A 19211-nucleotide genomic window follows, 5' to 3' on the forward strand; every position below is an offset into this window, starting at 1 on the left:
CGTCATCGGGACCACACATCCCTGCACCCACACCCCTCGTCCCGGCCACCCCAACACGGTGGGCATGCCCGGGGTGGACCAAGGACAGGCAGGCAGGCGGCGCGTCATGACGTTGGGCGCCGGGGGCGCGGGCCCGTAGACTGCCGCCACCTTGGTGTCGGAACCCGATGTCTCCTGGGCAGGTCACTACCGCTTGAGCTCGCGCATCGCGACGGGCGGCATGGCGGAGGTGTATCTGGCGCGCGCCATCAGCCCGGACGGACAGCGCGGTCCGGCCGTGGCGGTGAAGCGGCTGATGCCGCACCTGGTCGTGGACCGGCGCATCGTGCAGATGTTCCTCAACGAGGCGCGCATCACCGCGCAGGTGCGCCACCCGAACGTGGTGTCCATCCTGGAGCTGGGCATGGAGGGCGCGGAGCCCTTCATCGCCATGGAGCTGTTGGAGGGGCGCTCGTTCGCGGAGGTGCGGCAGGAGGCCGCCGAGCGCGGCCAGCGCGTGCCCCTGGGCATCACCCTGCGCGTGCTGGTGGAGGCGTGCCGGGGGCTGGATGCCGCGCACCGCGCCGTGGACGAGGCGGGACGGCCGCTGAAAATCGTCCACCGCGACTTCACGCCGGACAACATCCACGTCGGGGTGAACGGCGCGGTGAAGGTCATCGACTTCGGCATCGCGAAGGCGGACGCGCTGGGGTCGGGGACGGAGCCCGGGACGCTGAAGGGGAAGTTCTTCTACATGTCGCCGGAGATGATCGCCGGCCGCGACGTGGACCACCGCGCGGACCTGTTCGCCGCGGGGGTGATGCTCTACGAGCAGCTGTGTGGCCGGCGGCCCTTCACCGGCATGTCCACCGACGAGGTGCTGACGCGCATCTCCGAGGGCAAGCCCCGGCCGCCCACGGCGTTCGACCCGTCGGTGCCGCAGGCGCTGGAGGCGGTGTGCCTCAAGGCGCTCGCGAAGGACCCGGCGGCGCGCTTCGACAGCCTCCAGTCGTTCATCGCCGCCATCGAACTGCTGGGCGGGCCCGCGGAGGTCGCCGCGCCGGCGCAGGTGGCCGCGTACCTGGACGCGCTGTTTCCGCCGGACACCGACCCCAAGCGGCTGACGCTGCGCCGGGCGAGGCTCGCGGACCCCTCCAATTCGAGCGGAGCGCCGGGCGGGGACGTGCTGCCGCCCTTCGGGGTGCAGGGGGTTCCGCCCTGGCCCGTGCCTCCGCCGGCCCCCGCTCCCGGGGTCTCCCGGCCCCTTCCGCCCCTGGGCATGCATACGGTGTCGATTCGCGGCTCGACCCGGCCCGTGACGGCGGAGGTTCCCCTCCCGGCCCCGGCGAAGGCCGCCGCGCCCGCCGTGGCCCCACCGGCGGCTGGAAACAAGGAGCGCGGCGCTCCCCGGTCGCGCCGGGCGCTGGCCATCGTCGCGGGCGTGCTGGTGCTGGGCGGGCTGGGCGCGGGGGCCACGTGGTACCTGCGGCGCCCGGACCTGCCGCCTCCCGCGCGCATCGCCGCCGCCGAGGCCGCCACCACCGTGGAGGCCAAGGTGTCCGCGCTGGAAGGGCTGGGCAACGACGTGCGCGCGACGGCGGCGGAGCTGGCTCGCGCGGGCACGCTGCTCATGGACGCGGGCGCCCACCCGCAGGCGCTGGCGCTGGCGGAGGTCTACACCTCGCGCTTCCCCAAGGAGGCGGAGGCGCACCTGCTGGCCGCGCGCGCCGCCACCGAGCTGCGCATGGGCAAGCGCGCGGAACGCGCCATCGACGAGGCCACGGCGCTGGCCCCCAAGGACGTGCGCGCCCCGCTGGCCCTGGCCGACCTGCGGGCCCGCCAGGGCGACGTGCCGGGCGCGTTGACGGCGCTGGCGAAGGCGTACGCGCAGGCGCCGGGTTCCGCCAGGGTCGCGCCCCGCTACGGACAGCTCCTGTCCCAGGGAGGCCGGCTGGACGAGGCCGCCACCGTGCTGTCCGCCTGGACGCGCCAGCACGACGACGCCGAGTCCCTGGCGGAGCTGGGCTTCGTGCGCTTCCGCCAGGAGAAGCTGGACGACGCCGTCAGCCTGCTCAAGCGCGCGCTGCGCAAGGCCCCCTCGCTCGCGGTGGCCCACTCCTACCTGGGCGCCGTCCTCTTCCGGCAGGGCGACCTGCGCGGCGCCGAGCGCGAGTACCGGGAGGCCGAACGTCTGGCTCCGGACGATCCCCGCGCCCTCACCGCGCGTTGCCAACTGCACGTCCACGAAGGCGACACCGCCCGGGTGGAAGAGGTGAAACGTACGCTGGCGGAAAGGTTCCCGGACCGGGCGCTGGCGCTCGCGGCGGAGTGCGGCACGGGGAACTAGCTTCCGCCATGCGCTTTCGCCTCCTTGCCCTCGCCGCGTCCAGCCTGCTGCTGACCGCCACCGCGTGCGGCTCCAGCTCCGCCGAGGACGACACCGACGCCCCGCCCGGCTCCGGACCGCAGCTGCCGGTGTCCGGGGACGTGGCCCCCGCGGACCGCTCCGCCTGCACGGGCCTGACCGTGACGCCCGGCACCTACGACTGGACGGTCGAGCACGGCGGCCGCACCCGCGCCTTCCGCGTCCACGTCCCCACCGGCTACGACGCCACGAAGCCCACGCCCGTCGTCCTCAGCTTCCACGGCTTCGGCTCCAATGAAGAGGAGCAGGAGCTGCTGACCGGCTTCTCCCGGCTGGCGGACGCGGAGGGCTTCATCGCCGTCTACCCGCGCGGCCTCAACTTCGCGGAGGTCTACGGCAGGGGTGAAGCGGACACGCGCGGCTGGAACGCGGAGGCGTGCTGTGGCCCCGCGCAGATTGGCAACGTGGACGACGTGGGCTTCGTGGACGCGCTGCTCGCGGACCTGGACACGCGCGTGTGCACGGACCCGCGCCGCGTCTTCGCCAACGGCTTCTCCAACGGGGGCTTCTTCTCCTACCGGCTGGCCTGCGAGCGCGCCCAGCGCATCGCCGCCATCGCGCCCGTGTCGGGCATGGAGGGCGTGACGGACTGCCGCCCGTCGCGGCCCGTCCCGGTGCTCCACTTCCACGGCACCGGTGACGAGACCATCTTCTACGACGGCGGCAGCAACGTGATTGGCGGCAAGCCCTACCCGTCCGCGCCGGACTCCGTGCGCCGCTTCGCGGAGCTCAACGGCTGCCAGGGCCCGCAGCAGCAGACGTATCAGCAGGGCAACAGCACCTGCGTGGCGTATACGGGCTGTCAGCCGGAGAGCGCCACCGCGAGCCTGTGCACCGTCACCGGCGGCAAGCATGCGTGGCCCGGCCAGCCCCTCTACAATGGCGGCACGACGGACCTGGACGCGTCCCTGCAGATGTGGCGCTTCTTCCAGGCGCGTCCCCGCCCCTGAAGGAGGCCCGAGCCACGCCGCCCCGAGCCCTCATCATCAACGCCGATGACCTGGGCTACGACCCGGGCATCACCCGGGGAATCCTCCAGGCGCTGCGCGAGGGCGTCGTCTCCTCCGCGACCCTGATGGTGAACGCGCCGGACGCCGAGGCCGCCGCGAGGCAGGCCCGGGGACTCGCCATCGGGTTGCACCTGAACCTGGACCGGGGAGCCCCCGTGGCCCCCGGCTTTCCGCGCGAGTGGCGCACCGGGGACGGCGGCCTCGACGGGGCCCGGGTGGGCGCGCTGCCCGCGGACGTGGTGGAGGCGGAGGCGCTCGCGCAGCTGGAGCGGCTGGAGCGGCTGCTGGGCCAGGCCGCCACGCACGTGGATGTGCACAAGCACCTGCACCGGCATCCCCAGGTCCTGGAGGGACTGTCACGCGTGGCGAGGCGCGCGGGCCTTCCGGTGCGCTCCATCCACGCGGACATGCGCTCGGCGCTGAGGGCCCGGGGCGTGGCCACGAACGACCACTTCGTGGGCGAGTCCGGCGGGACGGCGTACTGGACACCCGAGCGCTTCGCCCAGGCCCTGGAGGCGCTGCCATCCGAGGGCATCACCGAATGGATGTGTCACCCGGGCCACCTGCCGGAGCGGGTCACCACGCGCTACGCCGCGCAGCGTGAGGTGGAGCGGGCCACCTTCGTGGACGCCCGTGCGCGCGAGGCCCTGCGACAGGCGGGAGTGAGTCCCACGGACTACCGCGTCCTCACGCGGGCGTGACGAGCGGGAGCTCCGACTCCACCGGCGTCAGCGTCCGGCGCTTCTCGCGCGTGAGCACCGTGCGCACGCCCGCGAGCAGTTCCTCCGGACGGTAGGGCCGGGCGCACAGCGCGGCGCTGTCCTGCGCCCACCAGGGTCTTTCATCTCCCGCCAGCAGGATGGGCACCGGCCTCGCTCGCGGCAGCGTGGCGAAGGTCTCCAGGAAGGTGCCCACCGCGGACTGGTTGGCGCTCGTGGACAGGACGATGAGGTCCACCGGCAGGTGCGTCGCCTTGCGCAGTGCCTCCGCGCCGCTCTGCACCGTGAACACCTCGAAGCCCTCGGCCCGCAGGGTGCGCTCCGCCGCGGCCTCCTGGTGCACGTCCTCGTCCAGCACCAGCACGCGCCGGGGCAGCCTGCGCACCTCGTGCGCGGGCATTCGCGGCAGGTCCAGCAGGAACGTGGAGCCCTCGCCCTCGCGGCTTCGCAGCGCCAGCGCGCCGCCGTGCATCTTCACGATGGAGTGGCTGATGAACAGCCCCAGCCCCAGCCCGCCGAAGTTGCGGTGCGACACGTTGCGCGCCCGGTAGAAGCGCTGGAACACCAGGGCCTGGTCCGCCCCCGGAATCCCGATGCCGTGGTCCTGCACCTGGATGCGCGCCGACTCCGCCGTGCGCCCCACCCTCACCGCGATGGGCGCCCCCGCCGGGCTGTACTTGTGCGCGTTCTCCAGCAGGTTCACCAGCACCTGCTCCAGCCGGTCCCTGTCCCCCAGCACCCAGACGCCGTCGTGCGGCACGTCCACCGTGAAGGGGCGCTCGAAGGCATGACGGAAGTGGTCCACCACCTCCGCCACCAGCTGCCCCACCTCCAGTGGCGACGAGTCCAGCGCCAGCCGCCCCAGCTCCAGGCGGCTTGCGTCCAGCAGGTCCTCCACCAGCCCCGCGAGCCGGTCCACCTGCCGCTTGGACTTGAGCACGCTCGCGAGCGACACCGGCTGCCCCGCGGCGATGCGGCGCTCCATGGAGTACAGGCCCAGCTTCAGCGGCGTGAGCGGCGTCTTCAGCTCGTGCGACGCGATGGACATGAACTCCTCGCGCACGCGCAGGGCCGACTGGGCCTCGCGAAGCAGGCGCGCGTTCTCCACCGCCACCGCCAGCTGACTGGCCGCCGCGCTCCACATCTCCAGTTCGCGCACGGAGAAGGACGCGCCCTGTTCCTTGTAGATGAGCAGCAGGCCCACCGTGCGGCGCGGCGCGCACAGCGGCACCGCCGCGAACACGGAGCCCACCGCGTCGCCGTAGCCGCGCTGGATGCCCAGCTGCGGCTGGCGCAGGGCCAGGGCCTGCCGGTAGGGGTCCTCCGACGGGTCGAACACGTCCTGGGGCGCGTCCAGACCCTCCAGGTCCGACACCGCCATGCGCTTGAGCGTCGCGTCGTCCTCCGCGTAGAGGAACACCTCCGCGCGCCGCACCTGCGCGCACCGCACCAGCGACACCACCGCGGCCGAGCAGACGCGGTCCACCTCCAGCGACTCACCCACCGCGCGGGCAATCTCCCGCACGGCCTGTGAAAACGCGCCCTCGTCGTCCACGCCGGACGGCTCCACCACCAGCCACGCCCCGGCCGCGCCGTTCGTGTGGGTGGGCTTCACCTGCACACGCACCTGCCGGAGCGCGCGGGTGATGGCGTGGCCCGAGTGCGCGCGCTGCTCGCGGATGGCGCGCTGCAGGGCGTCCAGGTTGCGGCCCGGCTCCAGGGCCTCCAGGAGGGTGCTGCCCGGGGCGAGCGTCACGCCCGTCTTGGCCGCGAAGCCCTCCTCGCACCATTGGACGCGCAGGTCGGGCCCCACGCGCAGGAGCGCTTGGGGCAGGCACGAGAGGACATCCTCGACGTCGTTCGGTGGCAGCATGGATGGGGGGCGATGCAGGGGTCGCCGGAGGGAGATAGGAATCCCCGGGCATGATCGCCAACCACCCCCGGGCGTTCTCCTGTCCCGGAGGGCCCTGGCACGTTGGGACCCGGACAGAACCGGCGCCGGGCAGCCAGGGAGGCGACTTTGTGGAGGGCGGTGACACCCACCGAACGTGTGCTAGACGACAGCCCATGTCCTCAAAGCCGTCCAAGGAAATCCAGACCTTCCCCAACCCCGCCGCCGATCGCGACTACGAGATCGCCTTCGACGTGCCGGAGTTCACCTGCCTGTGCCCGCTGACGGGCCAGCCGGACTTCGCGCGCTTCACCATCAAGTACGTGCCGGATCAGCTGTGCGTGGAGCTCAAGAGCCTGAAGCTCTACATGTGGTCCTACCGCAACGAGGGCGCCTTCCACGAGAAGGTGACCAACACCATCGCGGACGACATCATCAAGGCCATCCAGCCGCGCAAGCTCACGGTGGTGGGTGACTTCTTCGTGCGCGGCGGCATCGGGACCATCGTCACCGTCACGCACGACAAGAAGAAGCAGGCCTGAGCCACGCCTCTCAGCGGGTGAGCTGCTCCAGGAGCGGCGCCCACTGGGAATGGGACAGGTAGAGGCCGGTGCCCGCCGCCGCGATGCCGGCGGTGAGCGCGGCCAGCACCCACTTGAGCTTGTTCGGAGCGCGCGTGGGCTTCTTCGTGGCGAAGACGTCCAGCACGCCCAGCTCCTGCTGGGTGAGGTGGGCCAGGGCCTCCGTCTCCGTGAGCTTCTCGCGGTAGCGCAGGAAGGCCACGAGCAGCGCGGGGTGGGACACGCGCACCTCGTGGGCGAGGAACAGGTCCAGCTCGCGGCGCATGGCCGCGGCGTCCGGGAAGCGGGCCTCCGGCTTCACCGACAGCGCGCGCTTCACGATGCGCGCGAGCGGTGGCGGCACGTGCGGGGCCACCTTCTGGAGCGGCGTGAACTTGCCGTCGCGGATGCGCGCGAAGACCTCTCCCGCGGACTTGCCCACGAAGGGGCGGGTGCCGGAGAGGGCCTCGTAGAGCAGCACGCCCAGGGAGAAGATGTCGGTCCTGGCGTCGATGGGCGCGCCGGTGACCTGCTCCGGGGACATGTACGACGGCGTGCCCACGGCCATGCCCTGCTGGGTGAGGGCTTCGAGGCTGACGTCCTTGGCGATGCCGAAGTCCATGAGCTTCACCTCACCGGACTTGGTGAGCATGACGTTCGCGGGCTTCAGGTCGCGGTGGATGATGCGGCGGAAGTGGGCGTGGTCGAGCGCGCTGGCGATGCGCGCGCCGATGACGGCGGCGACGTCCGGAGGCAGCGGGCCGTCCTTGATGAGGCCGTGGAGGGTGGGGCCATCCACGTACTCCATGACCATGAAGAGGCTGTCGTTCTTCTCCACCAGGTCATAGAGGGTGACGATGTTCTGGTGGCGGAAGGCGGCGAGCGCCAGGGCCTCACGGCGGAAGCGGGACAGGGCCTCCTGGTCGCGCTGGCCTTCCGGGAGCAGTTCCTTGATGGCGACCTCGCGCTGAAGCAGCTCATGCAGGCCGCGATACACCAACGCCATGCCGCCCCGGCCCAGCTCGCCGAGCACGCGGCAGGCGCCAATCTTGCGGTGACGGATCCTCTCACTCTTCTCTGCGGCGGCGACGGTCACGGGTCGCAGGGTATCGATTCACGTCTCATGCGTCGATGGGCCCTCCACGAAGGGTCGGGTTCGCACAGGTGTGATGGAAAGGCGCGGTGTCGCTGTCTCACGCCAGGGCGCCTACCTGCCAGGCGTGGACTGGCAGGATGGGGACATGAGGCTGCGACGCTGGACGCATGGACTGTGGGTGGTGCTGGGCGTGGAGCTGGGTGGCTGCGCGGGGCCAAGGCAGGGCGCGTATGAGCAGCGGGGGTTCGACACGCCCTCGAACAGCTGCCGGACCCAGCCGGCGCTTTGCATCGGGCCGGAGTCGGTGCTCCCGGGGATCCGGGCGGCGGAGGTGGCGGTGGTGGCCGCCGGGGCCGGGGCGATGTTGGATGAGGACGCGAAGCGGTCGGTGGAGTTCGTGCTGAAGGAGTGCGCGGAGCAGGCACGGTCGCAGGTGCTGCTTCGCTACCACGAGGGCAAGTCCCCCACACGTGAGCAGTGCAAAGAGCAGGTCCGCAATGCCCAGGGAGAATTCGTCAGCCGTGCCATCTGGCTGGGGGACCAGATGCATGCCGTGGCGCTGGGATGCGTCGAGCAGAAGCATGACTCGATGATGCCAGGCCGCTTCAGCATTGAGCCGACCTACCGGTTCGACCGTCGTACAGGCATCAGCACACTGCTCAGCAAGGAAGAGGTCCAGCTGCTCAAGCAGCCCCGTTTCCGGCATGAACTCAAGGGTACGCTTACGCCGGATGTCGTCATCCACACCGGCCATCCGACGCAGGCGCTTGGGGTCTACGACTTCAAGTTTCCCTGCACCAACATCGACAGGCCTCCGCCATGGCGAGAGCCTGAAGGTGCGCCACGGGGTTCGCCTTCACAGAAGGAACTCTACATGGAAGCGCTCCAACTGAACGCATCGCGGGTCCTGCGCGTCATCCCAAGGCTGGGAATCTTCGAATGAAGTCCATCATCCCGACCGTTCGCCTCCGCATTGCGGATGACCATCTCGCCGTGCGTGACGGGCTTCAAATCTGTCTCTACATGCCGTACCCGCATGAGCACTTGAAGGCCGGAATCCAGCGGGCACTCGACGTGTATCTAGGAGCCGTCGGAAGAGAGGCCCTGGGGTTCTACGTAGACCTGGATGGCCAATGGCAATCACTCGACACTCAGGGATGGGAGTTCATCCAGCAGGATCTCCAGGGTGAATCCGGCGCCAGGGTCCACATGGTGGATGCGGCTGGTCCGGATGCCTCCGACACCCTGCATCAGTATGAGTTCGAGTACATTGGAAAGGCATTGGGCCACCCAGATGCCTATTTCGGCCCCAACGCGGTCAGCGCCCTGCGTATCGGACTCCCCACGGAATACATGGAGGAGCAGGGGCCCAGCCGCGTACGTGAGCTGGCATTGGAACTGGCAGGCCTTGTTCCCTTCAGCTCGGGCCATGGAGGCCTTTCGTTCAACGGCATTCCCCAAGCATCCACGGTCCGTGACCAGGTCAAGACATTGAGCCACCGCTACCCCGCGCTGGACGTGCTCGACCTGGACGATGTGGCCCGGGAGCTGGGCACGCGTGTGCGCGCACCGGCGTGGATGAACTTCCTGGGCGCGCCTGTCCTCGACGAACTGGGTGGCATCGAGGCCCTGCGCTCCCGGCTGCATTCGCCGGAGACCACCGTGCAGGTGCTCGGGCAGGACCGGGCCGTCGTCACATTGGGCCCGTATCCAGAGGCCGGCGACACCGAGCAAGGACAGCTGTTGCCGGCCTATCGAGAACTCGCGCGCGTGCTCGAGCCCTTGTTGTACCAGACGTCGGATCCAGCCGACTCCGACTTCTTCTACAGCACGCGCCGCTGGCAGCGCCGCTTCCTCGACTGAGCGCTCCGCCTCCCGTTCCCCTCCGCCCTGCACCGCCCCTGACGCGTTCCCATGCTTCCTCCATCCAATCCCTGGGAGGACGCCATGACGGAACGGGATGCATACATCCAGATGATGGCGACCTCGCGCTGAAGCAGCGCATGCAGGCCGCGATACACCAACGCCATGCCGCCTACCTGCCGAGCGTGGACTGGTAGGCTGGGGGACATGGCACTGCGACGCTGGACGGATTGGCTGGGCGTGGTGCTGGCGGTGGGGCTGGGCGGCTGCGCCGGGCCAAGGCAGGGCACGTACGAGCAACGCGGCTTCGACACGCCCTCGAACAGCTGCCGGACCCAGCCGGCGCTGTGCATCGGGCCGGAGTCGGTGCTCCCGGGGATTCGCGCGGCGGAGGTGGCGGTGGTGGCCGCCGGGGCCGGGGCGATGTTGGACGCGGACACCCGGCGCGCGGCGGAGTTCGTGCTGAAGGAGTGCGCGGAGCAGGCACGGTCGCAGGTGCTGCTCCGCGAGCATGGGGGACAAAGCCCCACGAAGGAGGAATGCAACGAGGTGGTGGAACGCAATGCGCGTGGGGAGCCCGTCACACGTGCCATGAAATGGGGCACGGCCATGCACCAGGTCGCGCTGGAGTGCGCCCGGCAGCGGCTCGGCACCTTGATTCCGGGAAGGTTCAGCCTGGAGCCCACGTACCGGTTTGACCGCAAGGCTCCGAAAACAACGTACGTTCCACAGGAAGAGGTCAACGCGCTGCTTCGCCAGGGGCGCGGGGCCGAGCTCAAAGGCACTCTGGTCCCCGACGTGGTCATCCATGAGGGACATCCACTGCAGGCGCAGGCTGTCTATGACTTCAAGTTTCCGTGCCTGAGCAGCGAAACGGATCCGCCCTGGCGGAGGTACCCTCGGGGACACGTCTACGCGGGTGAGTACCAGCACCAGCTCTACATGGAGGCCCTCAAGCTTTCTGAAGTCCCCATCCGCATCGTCCCCCGGATCGGAGTCGCCCCGTGATGCATCCCATCCCCCGCATCCGTGTGCGTGCCCAGAACGGTGCGCTGCTCATCCGCGATGGGCTGCGCATCCACTTCCATATGCCCCAGCCCCATTCGGTCTTGGAGCCGCTCATCGAACGCGCGCTGGGTGTCTATCGCCAGGCGGTGGGAGCGAGCGCATTGGGTGGGTACGCCAATGAAGAGGGCGAATGGGTCGCGTTGGATGAGGATGGGTGGCGTGCGGCGCACCAGGAACTCCATGGGGAAGGCTTCTCCAACGTCGTCCTGCGCGATGCGGCTCCAGGTGAGCTGCGCTATCGCTTCGAGTACTTCGGCAAGGACCTTGGCAACCTGATCAGCTCCGTGGGCTTCTGGCTGCCCACCGAGTTCCTGGAGGAGCACGGTCCGGACAGGGTGCGTGCGCTGGCATTGGCGTTGGCCTCGGACCTGCCCTTCTCCTTCGGGCAGGTGGGCCCCTCACTTCAATGTCAGCTGGACGTCCTGGGCGTCCGCGATGAAGTCGACAAGCATCGATTCCGTCATCCGGGATTGGACGTATCCATGCTGGACCAGCTCTCCAATACCCTGGGGACCCGCGTCCGTGGCCCGGCCTGGATGAACTTCCTGGGCCCGCCCGTCCTCGGTGAATTGGGTGGCATCGAGGCCCTGCGCTCCCGGCTCCATTCACCGGACACCACCGTGCAGGCGCTCGGACAGGACCGGGCCGTCGTCACGCTGGGCCCTCATCCAGAAGCCGGCGACACGGAACAGGGACAGATGTTGCCCGCCTATCGGGAGCTCGCGCGTGTGCTCGAGCCCTGGCTGTATCAGTCCTCCACTCCCGAGGAGCGCCGCTGGCAGCGCCGCTTCCTCGACTGAGCGCTCCGCCTCCCGTTCCCCTCCGCCCTGCACCGCCCCTGACGCGTTCCCATGCTTCTCCCATCCAATCCCTGGGAGGACTGCATGACGGAACGGGACGCATACATCCAGAAGATGGAGGCCGAGCAGCGTGAGGCGACCGCTCGCTTCCGCGAAATCGAAGCCCAGGCGGACCTGGCCGACAGCGAGGACACCCTCGACGTCCTCACCGGCGCCCGCGCTTTCAACGACGACGTCGACCGCGAGCTCCAGGCGCTGCGCCGCGCGGACGCGCGTGACTGGGAGCGGCTCAAGAACGGCGCGGACACCGCCCGCCGCCGCTTCCATGAACACCTGGACCGCGCCGGCACCCGCTTCGAAGCGCTCCGCGAAGGCTACCGCCGCCAGCGTGAAGCCGAGCTGAACGCGCTCGGCGCGCAGATGGACCGCTGGGTCGCCTCCCGCCAGCGCACCCGCGCCGAGGACTCGCTGCTCACCCGCGAGGAGCTCGACTTCATCACCCGCGGCCTGAAGACCGCCGGCGCGCTGCTGGAGAACCTGCGCCACGCGCGCGGCCACGTGTGGAAGACGGCCCGGGATCAGTACGAGGCCAACTGGCGCGAGCTGGTGGAGCGCTCCCGCCGCATCCGCGCCGACGCCGCCCTGGAGGAACCCGGCGCCTCCCCGCCCTGACGCCCCCATCTTCACCAACGCCACACGGCTGGCACACGGCTACGCTAGGAGCGCCCCCACCTGGAGGGACACGGCCCGGAAGGACCGTGCCCCTCCAGGCGTTTTCGCCCGCGAGCCCATGGCCCTTCCCGCACGCCCCTCCCCGACTCCCGTCCTCGCCGCCATCGATGTGGGCACCAACGCCGTGCGCCTGGAGCTGGCCCGCCCGGACGCCGAGGGCTCGCTCGAAACCCTGCACCAGGAGCGAGACCCCATCCGCCCCGGCGAGGGCGTCTTCACCACCGGCGAGATGTCCCCGGAGACCGCCGACCGGCTCCTGTCCACCCTGCGCCGCTACGCCGCCCTCTGCCGCCGCCACAAGGCCCAGGTGCGCGCCGTGGCCACCAGCGCCCTGCGCGAGGCCCGGAACCGCGCGGACATCGTGCGCCGCGTGCACGAAGAAGCAGGCCTGGAGCTGGAGGTCGTCAGCGGCAAGGAGGAGGCCCGCCTCATCTGCCTGGGCGTGCTGCACCGGAAGCCCGCCAACGCCCGCTCGCTGCTCGTGGACATTGGCGGCGGCAGCACGGAGGTCGCCATCACCACCGGCGAGAAGCCCGACGAGCTCTGGAGCCTCTCCCTGGGCTCCGTGCGGCTCACGGAGGTGTTCGACACCGCGCGCACCGTGACGCCCAAGCAGCTGCGGCTGATGCGCAGCTTCGTGGAGGAGACGCTCCACAAGACGCTCCCGGAGAAGCTCCCCGCGCTGCCCCGCGTCGCGCTGGGCTCGTCCGGCACCATTGGCGCCGTGGTGGGCTTCGCGGCCGCGGACAACGGAGGCAACGCCACCGTGCGACAGCTCACCCAGACCGTGGAGACCCTGGCGAAGATGCCGCCGGAGCGCCGGCGCAAGCGCTTCGACCCGCGCCGCGCGGACATCATCGTCTCCGGCGCCGTCATCCTGGAGGGCGTCGCGCGCCACCTGGGCGTGGAGTCCGTCAGCATCGTCAACCGGGGCCTGCGCGACGGCGTGCTGGTGGACCTGCTCTACCGCCAGGACGAATCGCGCGAGGACCCCAGCCTCGCGGACGCGGCCCTCGTCATGGGCCAGCGCTTCCGCTTCGACGAGAAGCACGCCCGCCAGGTGGCCCGTATGTCATTGGCCCTCTTCGACGGGCTGGCCTCGCTGCACCAGCTGCCCCTGTCCGTGCGCCCGCACCTGGAGGTCGCCGCGCTGCTGCACGACATCGGCACGGCGGTCAGCTACGAGCGCCACCACCGCCACACGTACTACCTCATCCACAACGCGGACATCCCGGGCCTGGCGGACCACGAGCGGGAAATCATCGCGCGCGTCGCCCGCTACCACCGCCGCTCCATGCCGGAGCTGACCCACTCCGGCATGGCCGGGCTGACCCCGTCCGACGCCCGGCGCGTGCGCAAGCTGGCCACGCTCCTGCGCGTGGCGAACGCGCTGGACCACAGCCACCACCAGCCCATCAAGGACTTCAAGGTGACGGACGGCCGCGAGGCGGTGACCCTGCACCTGCACGCCCGCCACCCGCTCGACCTGGAGCTGTGGAACGTCGAGCGCGAGGCCGCCTCGTTCCGCAAGGTGTTCGGCAAGCGGCTCGCGTTCCAGGTGCATACGACCGGACGCTAGGGCCTTGAGCCCCCCTGCCCGCTCCCCTGCGGAGGGAGCGTGGCGCCGTTCCTGCCCGGCCGCGTCAGCGTGGCCAGAGTCCAGACCAAGGGGTCCCGTGTGCCTTTCGAGCGCCGTGGGCCTTCACGTCTTTTCAGGGCGCCCGGCGGGGGCAAGGAGCGGAACATGAAGGCAGTCGTTTTCCATGGCATTGGGGACATCCGGCTGGACGACGTCGCGGAGCCGAAGCTGAAGGAGCCCACGGACGCCATCATCCGGCTGACCGCCAGCGCCATCTGCGGCACGGACCTGCACATGATCCGCGGCACCATGCCCGGCATGAAGCCCGGCACCATCCTCGGCCACGAGGGCGTGGGCATCATCGAGGAGCTGGGCAAGGACGTGCGCAACTTCAACGTGGGTGACCGCGTGGTCATCTGCTCCACCATCGGGTGCGGCAACTGTTCGTACTGCCGCGCGGGTTACTACGCGCAGTGCAACGACGCGAACCCCAACGGCCCGGACGCGGGCACCGCCTTCTTCGGCGGCCCGGCGATGACGGGCCCCTTCGACGGCATGCAGGCGGAGAAGGCGCGCATCCCGCACGCGGCCATCACCATGGTGAAGGTGCCTGACGGCGTCACCGACGACCAGGCCATCCTCGTCTCCGACATCTTCCCCACGGGCTACTTCGGCGCGGAGATGGCGGAGATCAAACCCGGTGACACCGTGGCGGTGTTCGGCTGCGGCCCGGTGGGCCTGTTCGCCATCGTGAGCGCGAAGCTGCTGGGCGCGGGGCGCATCTTCGCCATCGACAGCCACGAGGACCGGCTGGCGCTCGCGAAGGCGCAGGGGGCGGAGGTCATCAACTTCGAGGAGGAGGATCCGGTGGAGACGCTCAAGCGCTTCACCGGCGGCATCGGCGTGGATCGCGCCATCGACGCGGTGGGCGTGGACTCACAGCACGCGCACCACGGCCCGGCCGCCAAGAAGGCCAAGGCGGAGAAGCCCGAGTTCAAGCGCGAGGTGGAGATGGTCGCCCCCAAGCAGAAGCCGGACGGCGACAACTGGGTGCCCGGTGACGGGCCGTCGCAGGCCGCGCAGTGGGCGGTGCAGGGGCTGGCCAAGGCGGGCACGCTGTCCATCATCGGCGTGTATCCGCAGACGATGAACGCGTTCCCCATTGGCGAGGCGATGAACAAGAACCTCACCCTGCGCATGGGCAACTGCAACCACCGCAAGTACATCCCGAAGCTGCTGGAGCTGGTGCGCTCCGGCGCGGTGGACCCCACGGCCATCCTGAGCCACGTGAAGTCCATGGCGTCCGCCATCGACGCGTACCGCAACTTCGACCTGCGCAAGCCGGGCTGGGTGAAGGTGGAGCTGGAGCCGGGCGCCACGATTCAGTGACGCGTCATGCATCCAGGATGAGGCACGTGTCGCCGAACTCGTGCCCCAGGTAGCCCGCCGCTTCCGCGTGCGCCGAGGCCCGGTGCAAGAGCGCAAGCGGCGCGAAGGACTGAAGCAGCGCATGGTGGCTGCTCCCCGGATCATGCACGCCGGTGAGCAGCCCGTGCACCACCCGAGGCACGTAGCCGGGCCCGAGCAGCAGGTCCGTCACGGCCTCCCCTGGCACCAGCGCTCCGTGTTGCACCGCGCGTCCTTCCAGTGCGCGCACCACGGTGGTGCCCACCGCCACCACGCGTCCGCCGTTCTTCCGCGTCTCCTCCACCAGCGACACGGTGCGCTCGGGGATGTCCGAGCGCTCAGGCCGGGGCAGCGCCGCGTCCAGCACCGCGTCGCCGGTGGAGGACAGTCCCGCCGCGTGGGTGAGGGAGGCCCAGCGCACGCCGCGCGCCTTCAATCGCAGGAGCACGGACGCGGTGAGCGGCAGGCCCGCGGAGGGCATCTCCGCGGCCCACGGGCGTGACGCGTAGAGCGTCTGCACGTGCCACAGCGCCAGCGGCCCCGCCGTGTACGCGTACTGCACGGGACGGCCCGCCATGTAGAGGGCCTGCCAGAGGGCGGCGCCGCGCAGGTCGAAGGCCACTCGCAGGAGCCGGGGGGATGGGGGCAGGACCTCCACCACCCGCGCGGTGAGTCCTCCGATGACCAGGTGCGCGCCCACGGGGAGCTCGGGCGGTGGGGGCCGGTCCTCGGTGCGCCGGCGCCAGTCTCCCGCGCCGAAGAGGACGGCCGTCCAGGTGCCGTCGGGTTCGTGGGAGAGCAGCCGCAGCTCGATGGCGGCGCCCGCGTGGGTGCGGCCCATGAGCGAGCCGGGCAGCGTGGCCGCGTCGTTCATCACCAGCAGGTCGCCTTCGCGCAGGAGGTCTGGCAGCGCCGAGGCGACGGTGTCGGAGATGCGTTCACGGCGGGGCTCCACGTGCAGGAGCCGCGCGGTGTCGGGGTGTTCGCGGGGCCAGCGGGCGGCGTTCATGCGGCCTCCCACTTGGAGGCCTCGAAGCGCAGGCCGGACGCGGTGTCGCGGGTTTCCACGAGCGCGAGGATGCGCGCGGCCACGTCCTCCGGCTTCGCCAGCGTCGCGGGGTCGGCGTCGGGAATCGCTTCGGCGTGCATGCGCGTGTCCATGTCGCCGGGGTCCACGGTGAGCAGGCGCACGCCGCTGCCCTCGAACTCCGAGGCCCAGATGCGCGTCAGGTGCTCCAGCGCGGCCTTCGACACGCTGTAGGCGCCCCAGCGCGGATAGGCGGACACGGCGGCGTCGGAGGTGATGTTGAGGATGAGTCCATGCCCCCGGACGACCATGCTCCCGGCCACGGCCTTGGTCAGGCGGAAGGGCCCCAGCAGGTTGACCTCCAGCACCTGCGCCACGTCCTCGCAAGCAGTGTCCAGGAGGAGCGGGAGGGGCGTGGGGCCCAGGGTGCTCGCGTTGTTGATCAGCACGTCCAGCGGGCCCACCAGCGCGGTGGCCGCGCCGACCAGCGGGTAGATGGCCTGCTTGTCGCCCACGTCGAAGGCGAGCCCGTGCACGGCCAGTCCCCGTGCCTTCAGGGGTGACACGGCCGCCTCCAGGGCCTTCGCGTCGCGGGCCACGCCCACCACCCGGGCGCCCCGCCGGGCGAAGGCTTCCATCAAGGCCCGGCCGAGTCCCCGGCTCGCGCCCGTCACCAGCACTGCTTGATTCCGCATGTCCATGGATTGCTCCTCCTTGGGACAGGGATAGCGGACGTGTTCCGACGGGATGGCATGGGCGCCAATGCGTTGGCAGAATGCCAGCGTATGAGCGAAGAGGACCTTCCGGGCAGGCTGGCGCGCAACCTGAGGACCCTGCGGGAGACGCGAGGGGCCACGCAGGTGCAGTTGGCGAAGCTGGCGGGCGTGCCCCGGGCCACCTGGGCGCATCTGGAGTCCGGAGCGGCGAACCCGACGTTGTCGGTGTTGCACCGGGTGGCGGGGGCGCTCCAGGTGTCCCTGGAGGAGCTGCTGGCCCGGCCGAAGGCGAGCGCCCGGCACTACCGGCGCGACAGCCTGCCCGTGAAGCAGCGAGGCGCGGCCTTCCTGCGCAAGCTCCTGCCGGATCCACTGCCGGGCATGGAGTTCGACCGGATCGAGCTGCCGCCAAGGGCACGCATCACTGGAGTGCCCCACACGCCCGGCACGCGCGAGTACCTGGCCTGTGAGTCCGGAACCATCGCGCTGGTGGCCAGCGGGGAGCGCTTCGTCCTGGAGGCCGGAGACGTCGTCGTGTTCCGGGGAGACCAGAAGCACTCCTATGAGAATCCCGGAGCGCGCATGGCGGTGGGCTACTCCGTCGTGCTGCTCGCGCCGTCGGTATGAGCTTTCAGGACAGAGCCATGCGCATCCGTGCCTGCATCGCGCTTCTCCTGCTTCTCTCCGCCTGTGCGGCGCCCACACCGGGATTGAAGCGCTCCACGGCCCAGAACCGGCGAATTGCCAACCTCCACCGAGCGGCGGCGATGCCCTGGAGAGACCAGGGCCGATGCGCTGTCCACGAGGCATCCCAGCCCTGGCCCGTGCTGGCGGAGCGCTGCTTTCGCGCTCTGGACCATGACCGGATCCGATTCCACGATCCGACTGGGAGATGCACGGTGGCCTCCGCGGATGCGGCTGCGTTGGGACTCGGGGTCTGCGTCCTCGCGGCGCCGGAGTTCGTCGTGGGGGCGGTGATTGTCGTCGGCGTGGTCATGGTGGGCGTGGCCATCGCGGAAGCATTGGACGCATACGCGCTGAAGGGGATGTATCCCGAGGAAACACGCCCCACGTCCGAGACAGAGCCCATCGCGCAGGAGTCCTCGCCGGATGGAGCCCCCAACCCGGATGGGGCCTCTTCGGGACGGGACTGGTTTCCTCCTGTCCCCCCAGGGCTGGAGCCCCGTGACCGCCCTCCGGAATGCACGCCCAGGCGGATTCCTCCCAAGGGAGGCCACCCTCTGCACAACAAGTGTGCCGACAACATCCCGGCCAACGCGTTCCGCGGCGCCAACGTCCTCGTCAACGGCAAGGCCTTCGATGCTCTCCAGCCCGCCACGCGGACGCTGTGGGAGGTGAAGACGAACGACATCGAGACCTACAACCCCTTCATCCGGCAGACGGAGCTCGACAAGCAGGTCGGGGAGGCACAGCGTGAGCGCGCCCTCGCGGCGGCTTGTGGGTATGACTTCGTCATCGGCGTCCGCTCGGAGGCCCACAAGGCCCTGCTTGAGCTGGCGGACTTCACCCTCAAGGCCGTCGTCATGGAGTGGTGCTGAAATGCCAGCGTCAAGTGAAGCCCTTGGCATCGTGGTCTATGCCCCGGCCCTGGAGAGCGAAGACAGCCGCCCGGCAGCGGTCATCCACGCCATGGAACAGGCGCTTCCCGGTGTGCGCCTTGAGTGGACGGTCTCACGTGAGAACCAGCTTGTCGTACTGCCACAGCGCGACACCTGGCTTGCCGAGGCCAGGGCGGATGGTGGCTTTCCGCTCCTCTGCAACAACGATGAGACGCATCCCGTGATGATTTCGGCCCGGGAACGTCCGGCCATGCCTGGCCCCAGCGGACATGCGATCCTCGAAGTCCATGCGAGCATTCCATGCGACGCAGGAGGCATCGCGGCGGCATCTCGTGTGTTGGAGGGGATCGCGGAAAGTGCTCGGGCGTCGTGGGGACACGCTTCGCCAAAGGGCTTGAGTTCGGAACTCGCCAGACAGATGCGCCACTCGCCCCAAGGTCCCGAGCGTTCACCCCGCGGCCTCCCCATGCTCAAGCTGCCCTGGCACATCCGCACACCGGCCGTGCCCTACCATCTGGGATGGCTGAACTACTGGTCGGCCGCTGCCGCGCGCGCCATCGGGTTTCCGGACCCGGGCCGGGATGCGGACCTGCTATCACGCGCACGGCACACGTCGACGGGTGGGTGGGTCGTGCAGCTCACGGATGCACCGCTCGATCTCGGTGATGCCCCCCATCTCGAAACGCTCCTGCGAACCTATGAGCGTTTCCCCGGGATTGGCGGCCGCGCGGAGCCGTGAAAGTCCCACCACCCGATCTA

18 protein-coding genes are annotated in these 19211 nt (G+C 70.2%); 14 read left to right on the plus strand and 4 right to left on the minus strand.

Translation table 11 applies throughout. The annotated features are described in order from the left end of the window. Positions 1 to 220: 220 nt before the first annotated feature. From D7X96_RS13110 to D7X96_RS13120, 3 genes are read left to right on the plus strand one after another with little or no spacing between them, the layout of a single operon-like run. Positions 221 to 2326 carry a serine/threonine-protein kinase gene (locus D7X96_RS13110; RefSeq protein ID WP_244219569.1) on the plus strand — a complete coding sequence of 702 codons (2106 nt, stop codon included), beginning with the start codon at positions 221 to 223 and terminating at the stop codon, positions 2324 to 2326. 8 nt (positions 2327 to 2334) lie between these two features. Next, a complete protein-coding gene (locus D7X96_RS13115; protein WP_121769858.1) occupies positions 2335 to 3354 on the plus strand; it encodes an extracellular catalytic domain type 1 short-chain-length polyhydroxyalkanoate depolymerase in 1020 nt (339 codons plus the stop codon). Beyond that, positions 3321 to 4115 (plus strand): carbohydrate deacetylase, encoded by a 795-nt coding sequence (locus tag D7X96_RS13120; protein ID WP_244219568.1) that lies wholly within the window; start codon positions 3321 to 3323, stop codon positions 4113 to 4115. Before D7X96_RS13115 ends, D7X96_RS13120 begins: the two co-directional genes overlap by 34 nt. Here D7X96_RS13120 and D7X96_RS13125 read toward each other — a convergent pair. Next, positions 4102 to 6006, minus strand: coding sequence for an ATP-binding response regulator (locus D7X96_RS13125; protein WP_120550872.1), 1905 nt, complete (start codon positions 6004 to 6006; stop codon positions 4102 to 4104). The two genes, D7X96_RS13120 and D7X96_RS13125, sit on opposite strands and share 14 nt — an antisense overlap. 194 nt (positions 6007 to 6200) lie before the next feature. Between D7X96_RS13125 and queF the strand changes: the two genes are divergently transcribed. Next, positions 6201 to 6566 (plus strand): preQ(1) synthase, encoded by a 366-nt coding sequence (gene queF / locus D7X96_RS13130; RefSeq protein WP_120550871.1) that lies wholly within the window; start codon positions 6201 to 6203, stop codon positions 6564 to 6566. A 10-nt stretch (positions 6567 to 6576) separates the two neighbouring features. Here the strand turns inward: queF and D7X96_RS13135 are convergent, their stop codons facing one another. Then, a complete protein-coding gene (locus tag D7X96_RS13135) occupies positions 6577 to 7590 on the minus strand; it encodes a serine/threonine-protein kinase (protein WP_233610094.1) in 1014 nt (337 codons plus the stop codon). Positions 7591 to 7825: 235 nt separating this feature from the next. On the opposite strand from D7X96_RS13135, the gene D7X96_RS13140 reads away from it, so the two are divergent. The 7 genes from D7X96_RS13140 to D7X96_RS13170 all read left to right on the plus strand — a co-directional run bounded on the left by D7X96_RS13140 (position 7826) and on the right by D7X96_RS13170 (position 15111). Further along, positions 7826 to 8623 (plus strand): hypothetical protein, encoded by a 798-nt coding sequence (locus tag D7X96_RS13140; protein ID WP_147468295.1) that lies wholly within the window; start codon positions 7826 to 7828, stop codon positions 8621 to 8623. Then, positions 8620 to 9543 (plus strand): DUF3396 domain-containing protein, encoded by a 924-nt coding sequence (locus D7X96_RS13145; RefSeq protein ID WP_121769860.1) that lies wholly within the window; start codon positions 8620 to 8622, stop codon positions 9541 to 9543. Before D7X96_RS13140 ends, D7X96_RS13145 begins: the two co-directional genes overlap by 4 nt. 207 nt (positions 9544 to 9750) lie before the next feature. Then, the gene (locus D7X96_RS13150) at positions 9751 to 10551 is read left to right on the plus strand and encodes a hypothetical protein (RefSeq protein ID WP_147442753.1); all 801 of its coding nucleotides are present in this window, start codon (positions 9751 to 9753) and stop codon (positions 10549 to 10551) included. Beyond that, positions 10551 to 11411, plus strand: a complete 861-nt coding sequence (locus D7X96_RS13155; protein ID WP_120548737.1) for a type VI immunity family protein — start codon at positions 10551 to 10553, stop codon at positions 11409 to 11411. The genes D7X96_RS13150 and D7X96_RS13155 overlap by 1 nt, the downstream gene beginning before the upstream one ends. Before the next feature lie 84 nt (positions 11412 to 11495). Beyond that, positions 11496 to 12083 carry a sll1863 family stress response protein gene (locus tag D7X96_RS13160; protein ID WP_121769861.1) on the plus strand — a complete coding sequence of 196 codons (588 nt, stop codon included), beginning with the start codon at positions 11496 to 11498 and terminating at the stop codon, positions 12081 to 12083. Between the two features lie 118 nt (positions 12084 to 12201). Next, positions 12202 to 13722, plus strand: a complete 1521-nt coding sequence (locus D7X96_RS13165; protein WP_120548735.1) for a Ppx/GppA phosphatase family protein — start codon at positions 12202 to 12204, stop codon at positions 13720 to 13722. A gap of 165 nt (positions 13723 to 13887) precedes the next feature. Next, positions 13888 to 15111 (plus strand): zinc-dependent alcohol dehydrogenase, encoded by a 1224-nt coding sequence (locus D7X96_RS13170; RefSeq protein ID WP_121769862.1) that lies wholly within the window; start codon positions 13888 to 13890, stop codon positions 15109 to 15111. 4 nt (positions 15112 to 15115) lie between these two features. On the opposite strand, the gene D7X96_RS13175 is transcribed toward D7X96_RS13170, so the two are convergent. Both D7X96_RS13175 and D7X96_RS13180 read right to left on the minus strand, forming a co-directional pair. Further along, on the minus strand, positions 15116 to 16138 hold the full coding sequence (locus D7X96_RS13175; protein WP_208647306.1) for an S-adenosylmethionine:tRNA ribosyltransferase-isomerase: 1023 nt from the start codon (positions 16136 to 16138) through the stop codon (positions 15116 to 15118). Continuing rightward, on the minus strand, positions 16135 to 16851 hold the full coding sequence (locus tag D7X96_RS13180) for an SDR family NAD(P)-dependent oxidoreductase (RefSeq protein ID WP_279637385.1): 717 nt from the start codon (positions 16849 to 16851) through the stop codon (positions 16135 to 16137). Before D7X96_RS13180 ends, D7X96_RS13175 begins: the two co-directional genes overlap by 4 nt. Positions 16852 to 16941: 90 nt before the next feature. On the opposite strand from D7X96_RS13180, the gene D7X96_RS13185 reads away from it, so the two are divergent. The 3 genes from D7X96_RS13185 (at position 16942) to D7X96_RS13195 (ending at position 19191) form a co-directional block, all read left to right on the plus strand. Next, the gene (locus D7X96_RS13185; protein WP_120548731.1) at positions 16942 to 17499 is read left to right on the plus strand and encodes a helix-turn-helix domain-containing protein; all 558 of its coding nucleotides are present in this window, start codon (positions 16942 to 16944) and stop codon (positions 17497 to 17499) included. Positions 17500 to 17771: 272 nt separating this feature from the next. After that, a complete protein-coding gene (locus D7X96_RS13190; protein WP_306449801.1) occupies positions 17772 to 18431 on the plus strand; it encodes a DUF6310 domain-containing protein in 660 nt (219 codons plus the stop codon). Between the two features lies 1 nt (position 18432). Continuing rightward, entirely contained in the window at positions 18433 to 19191 is a 759-nt protein-coding gene (locus tag D7X96_RS13195) for a DUF5953 family protein (protein ID WP_120548729.1), read from the plus strand. The last annotated feature ends 20 nt before the right edge of the window (positions 19192 to 19211 follow it).

The sequence above is a fragment of the Corallococcus interemptor genome (assembly GCF_003668875.1).
GTDB classification, from domain to species: Bacteria; Myxococcota; Myxococcia; order Myxococcales; family Myxococcaceae; genus Corallococcus; species Corallococcus interemptor.

What these genes read in the sequence shown, in the direction of transcription:
- D7X96_RS13125 (WP_120550872.1), bottom strand. Translation starts at nt 6,006, where the DNA reads ATGCTGCCACCGAACGACGTCGAGGATGTCCTCTCGTGCCTGCCCCAA.
- D7X96_RS13180 (WP_279637385.1), bottom strand. Translation starts at nt 16,851, where the DNA reads ATGCGGAATCAAGCAGTGCTGGTGACGGGCGCGAGCCGGGGACTCGGC.
- queF (WP_120550871.1), top strand. Translation starts at nt 6,201, where the DNA reads ATGTCCTCAAAGCCGTCCAAGGAAATCCAGACCTTCCCCAACCCCGCC.
- D7X96_RS13175 (WP_208647306.1), bottom strand. Translation starts at nt 16,138, where the DNA reads ATGAACGCCGCCCGCTGGCCCCGCGAACACCCCGACACCGCGCGGCTC.
- D7X96_RS13165 (WP_120548735.1), top strand. Translation starts at nt 12,202, where the DNA reads ATGGCCCTTCCCGCACGCCCCTCCCCGACTCCCGTCCTCGCCGCCATC.
- D7X96_RS13195 (WP_120548729.1), top strand. Translation starts at nt 18,433, where the DNA reads ATGCCAGCGTCAAGTGAAGCCCTTGGCATCGTGGTCTATGCCCCGGCC.
- D7X96_RS13135 (WP_233610094.1), bottom strand. Translation starts at nt 7,590, where the DNA reads ATGGCGTTGGTGTATCGCGGCCTGCATGAGCTGCTTCAGCGCGAGGTC.
- D7X96_RS13185 (WP_120548731.1), top strand. Translation starts at nt 16,942, where the DNA reads ATGAGCGAAGAGGACCTTCCGGGCAGGCTGGCGCGCAACCTGAGGACC.
- D7X96_RS13155 (WP_120548737.1), top strand. Translation starts at nt 10,551, where the DNA reads ATGCATCCCATCCCCCGCATCCGTGTGCGTGCCCAGAACGGTGCGCTG.
- D7X96_RS13145 (WP_121769860.1), top strand. Translation starts at nt 8,620, where the DNA reads ATGAAGTCCATCATCCCGACCGTTCGCCTCCGCATTGCGGATGACCAT.
- D7X96_RS13170 (WP_121769862.1), top strand. Translation starts at nt 13,888, where the DNA reads ATGAAGGCAGTCGTTTTCCATGGCATTGGGGACATCCGGCTGGACGAC.
- D7X96_RS13140 (WP_147468295.1), top strand. Translation starts at nt 7,826, where the DNA reads ATGAGGCTGCGACGCTGGACGCATGGACTGTGGGTGGTGCTGGGCGTG.
- D7X96_RS13115 (WP_121769858.1), top strand. Translation starts at nt 2,335, where the DNA reads ATGCGCTTTCGCCTCCTTGCCCTCGCCGCGTCCAGCCTGCTGCTGACC.
- D7X96_RS13160 (WP_121769861.1), top strand. Translation starts at nt 11,496, where the DNA reads ATGACGGAACGGGACGCATACATCCAGAAGATGGAGGCCGAGCAGCGT.
- D7X96_RS13110 (WP_244219569.1), top strand. Translation starts at nt 221, where the DNA reads ATGGCGGAGGTGTATCTGGCGCGCGCCATCAGCCCGGACGGACAGCGC.
- D7X96_RS13150 (WP_147442753.1), top strand. Translation starts at nt 9,751, where the DNA reads ATGGCACTGCGACGCTGGACGGATTGGCTGGGCGTGGTGCTGGCGGTG.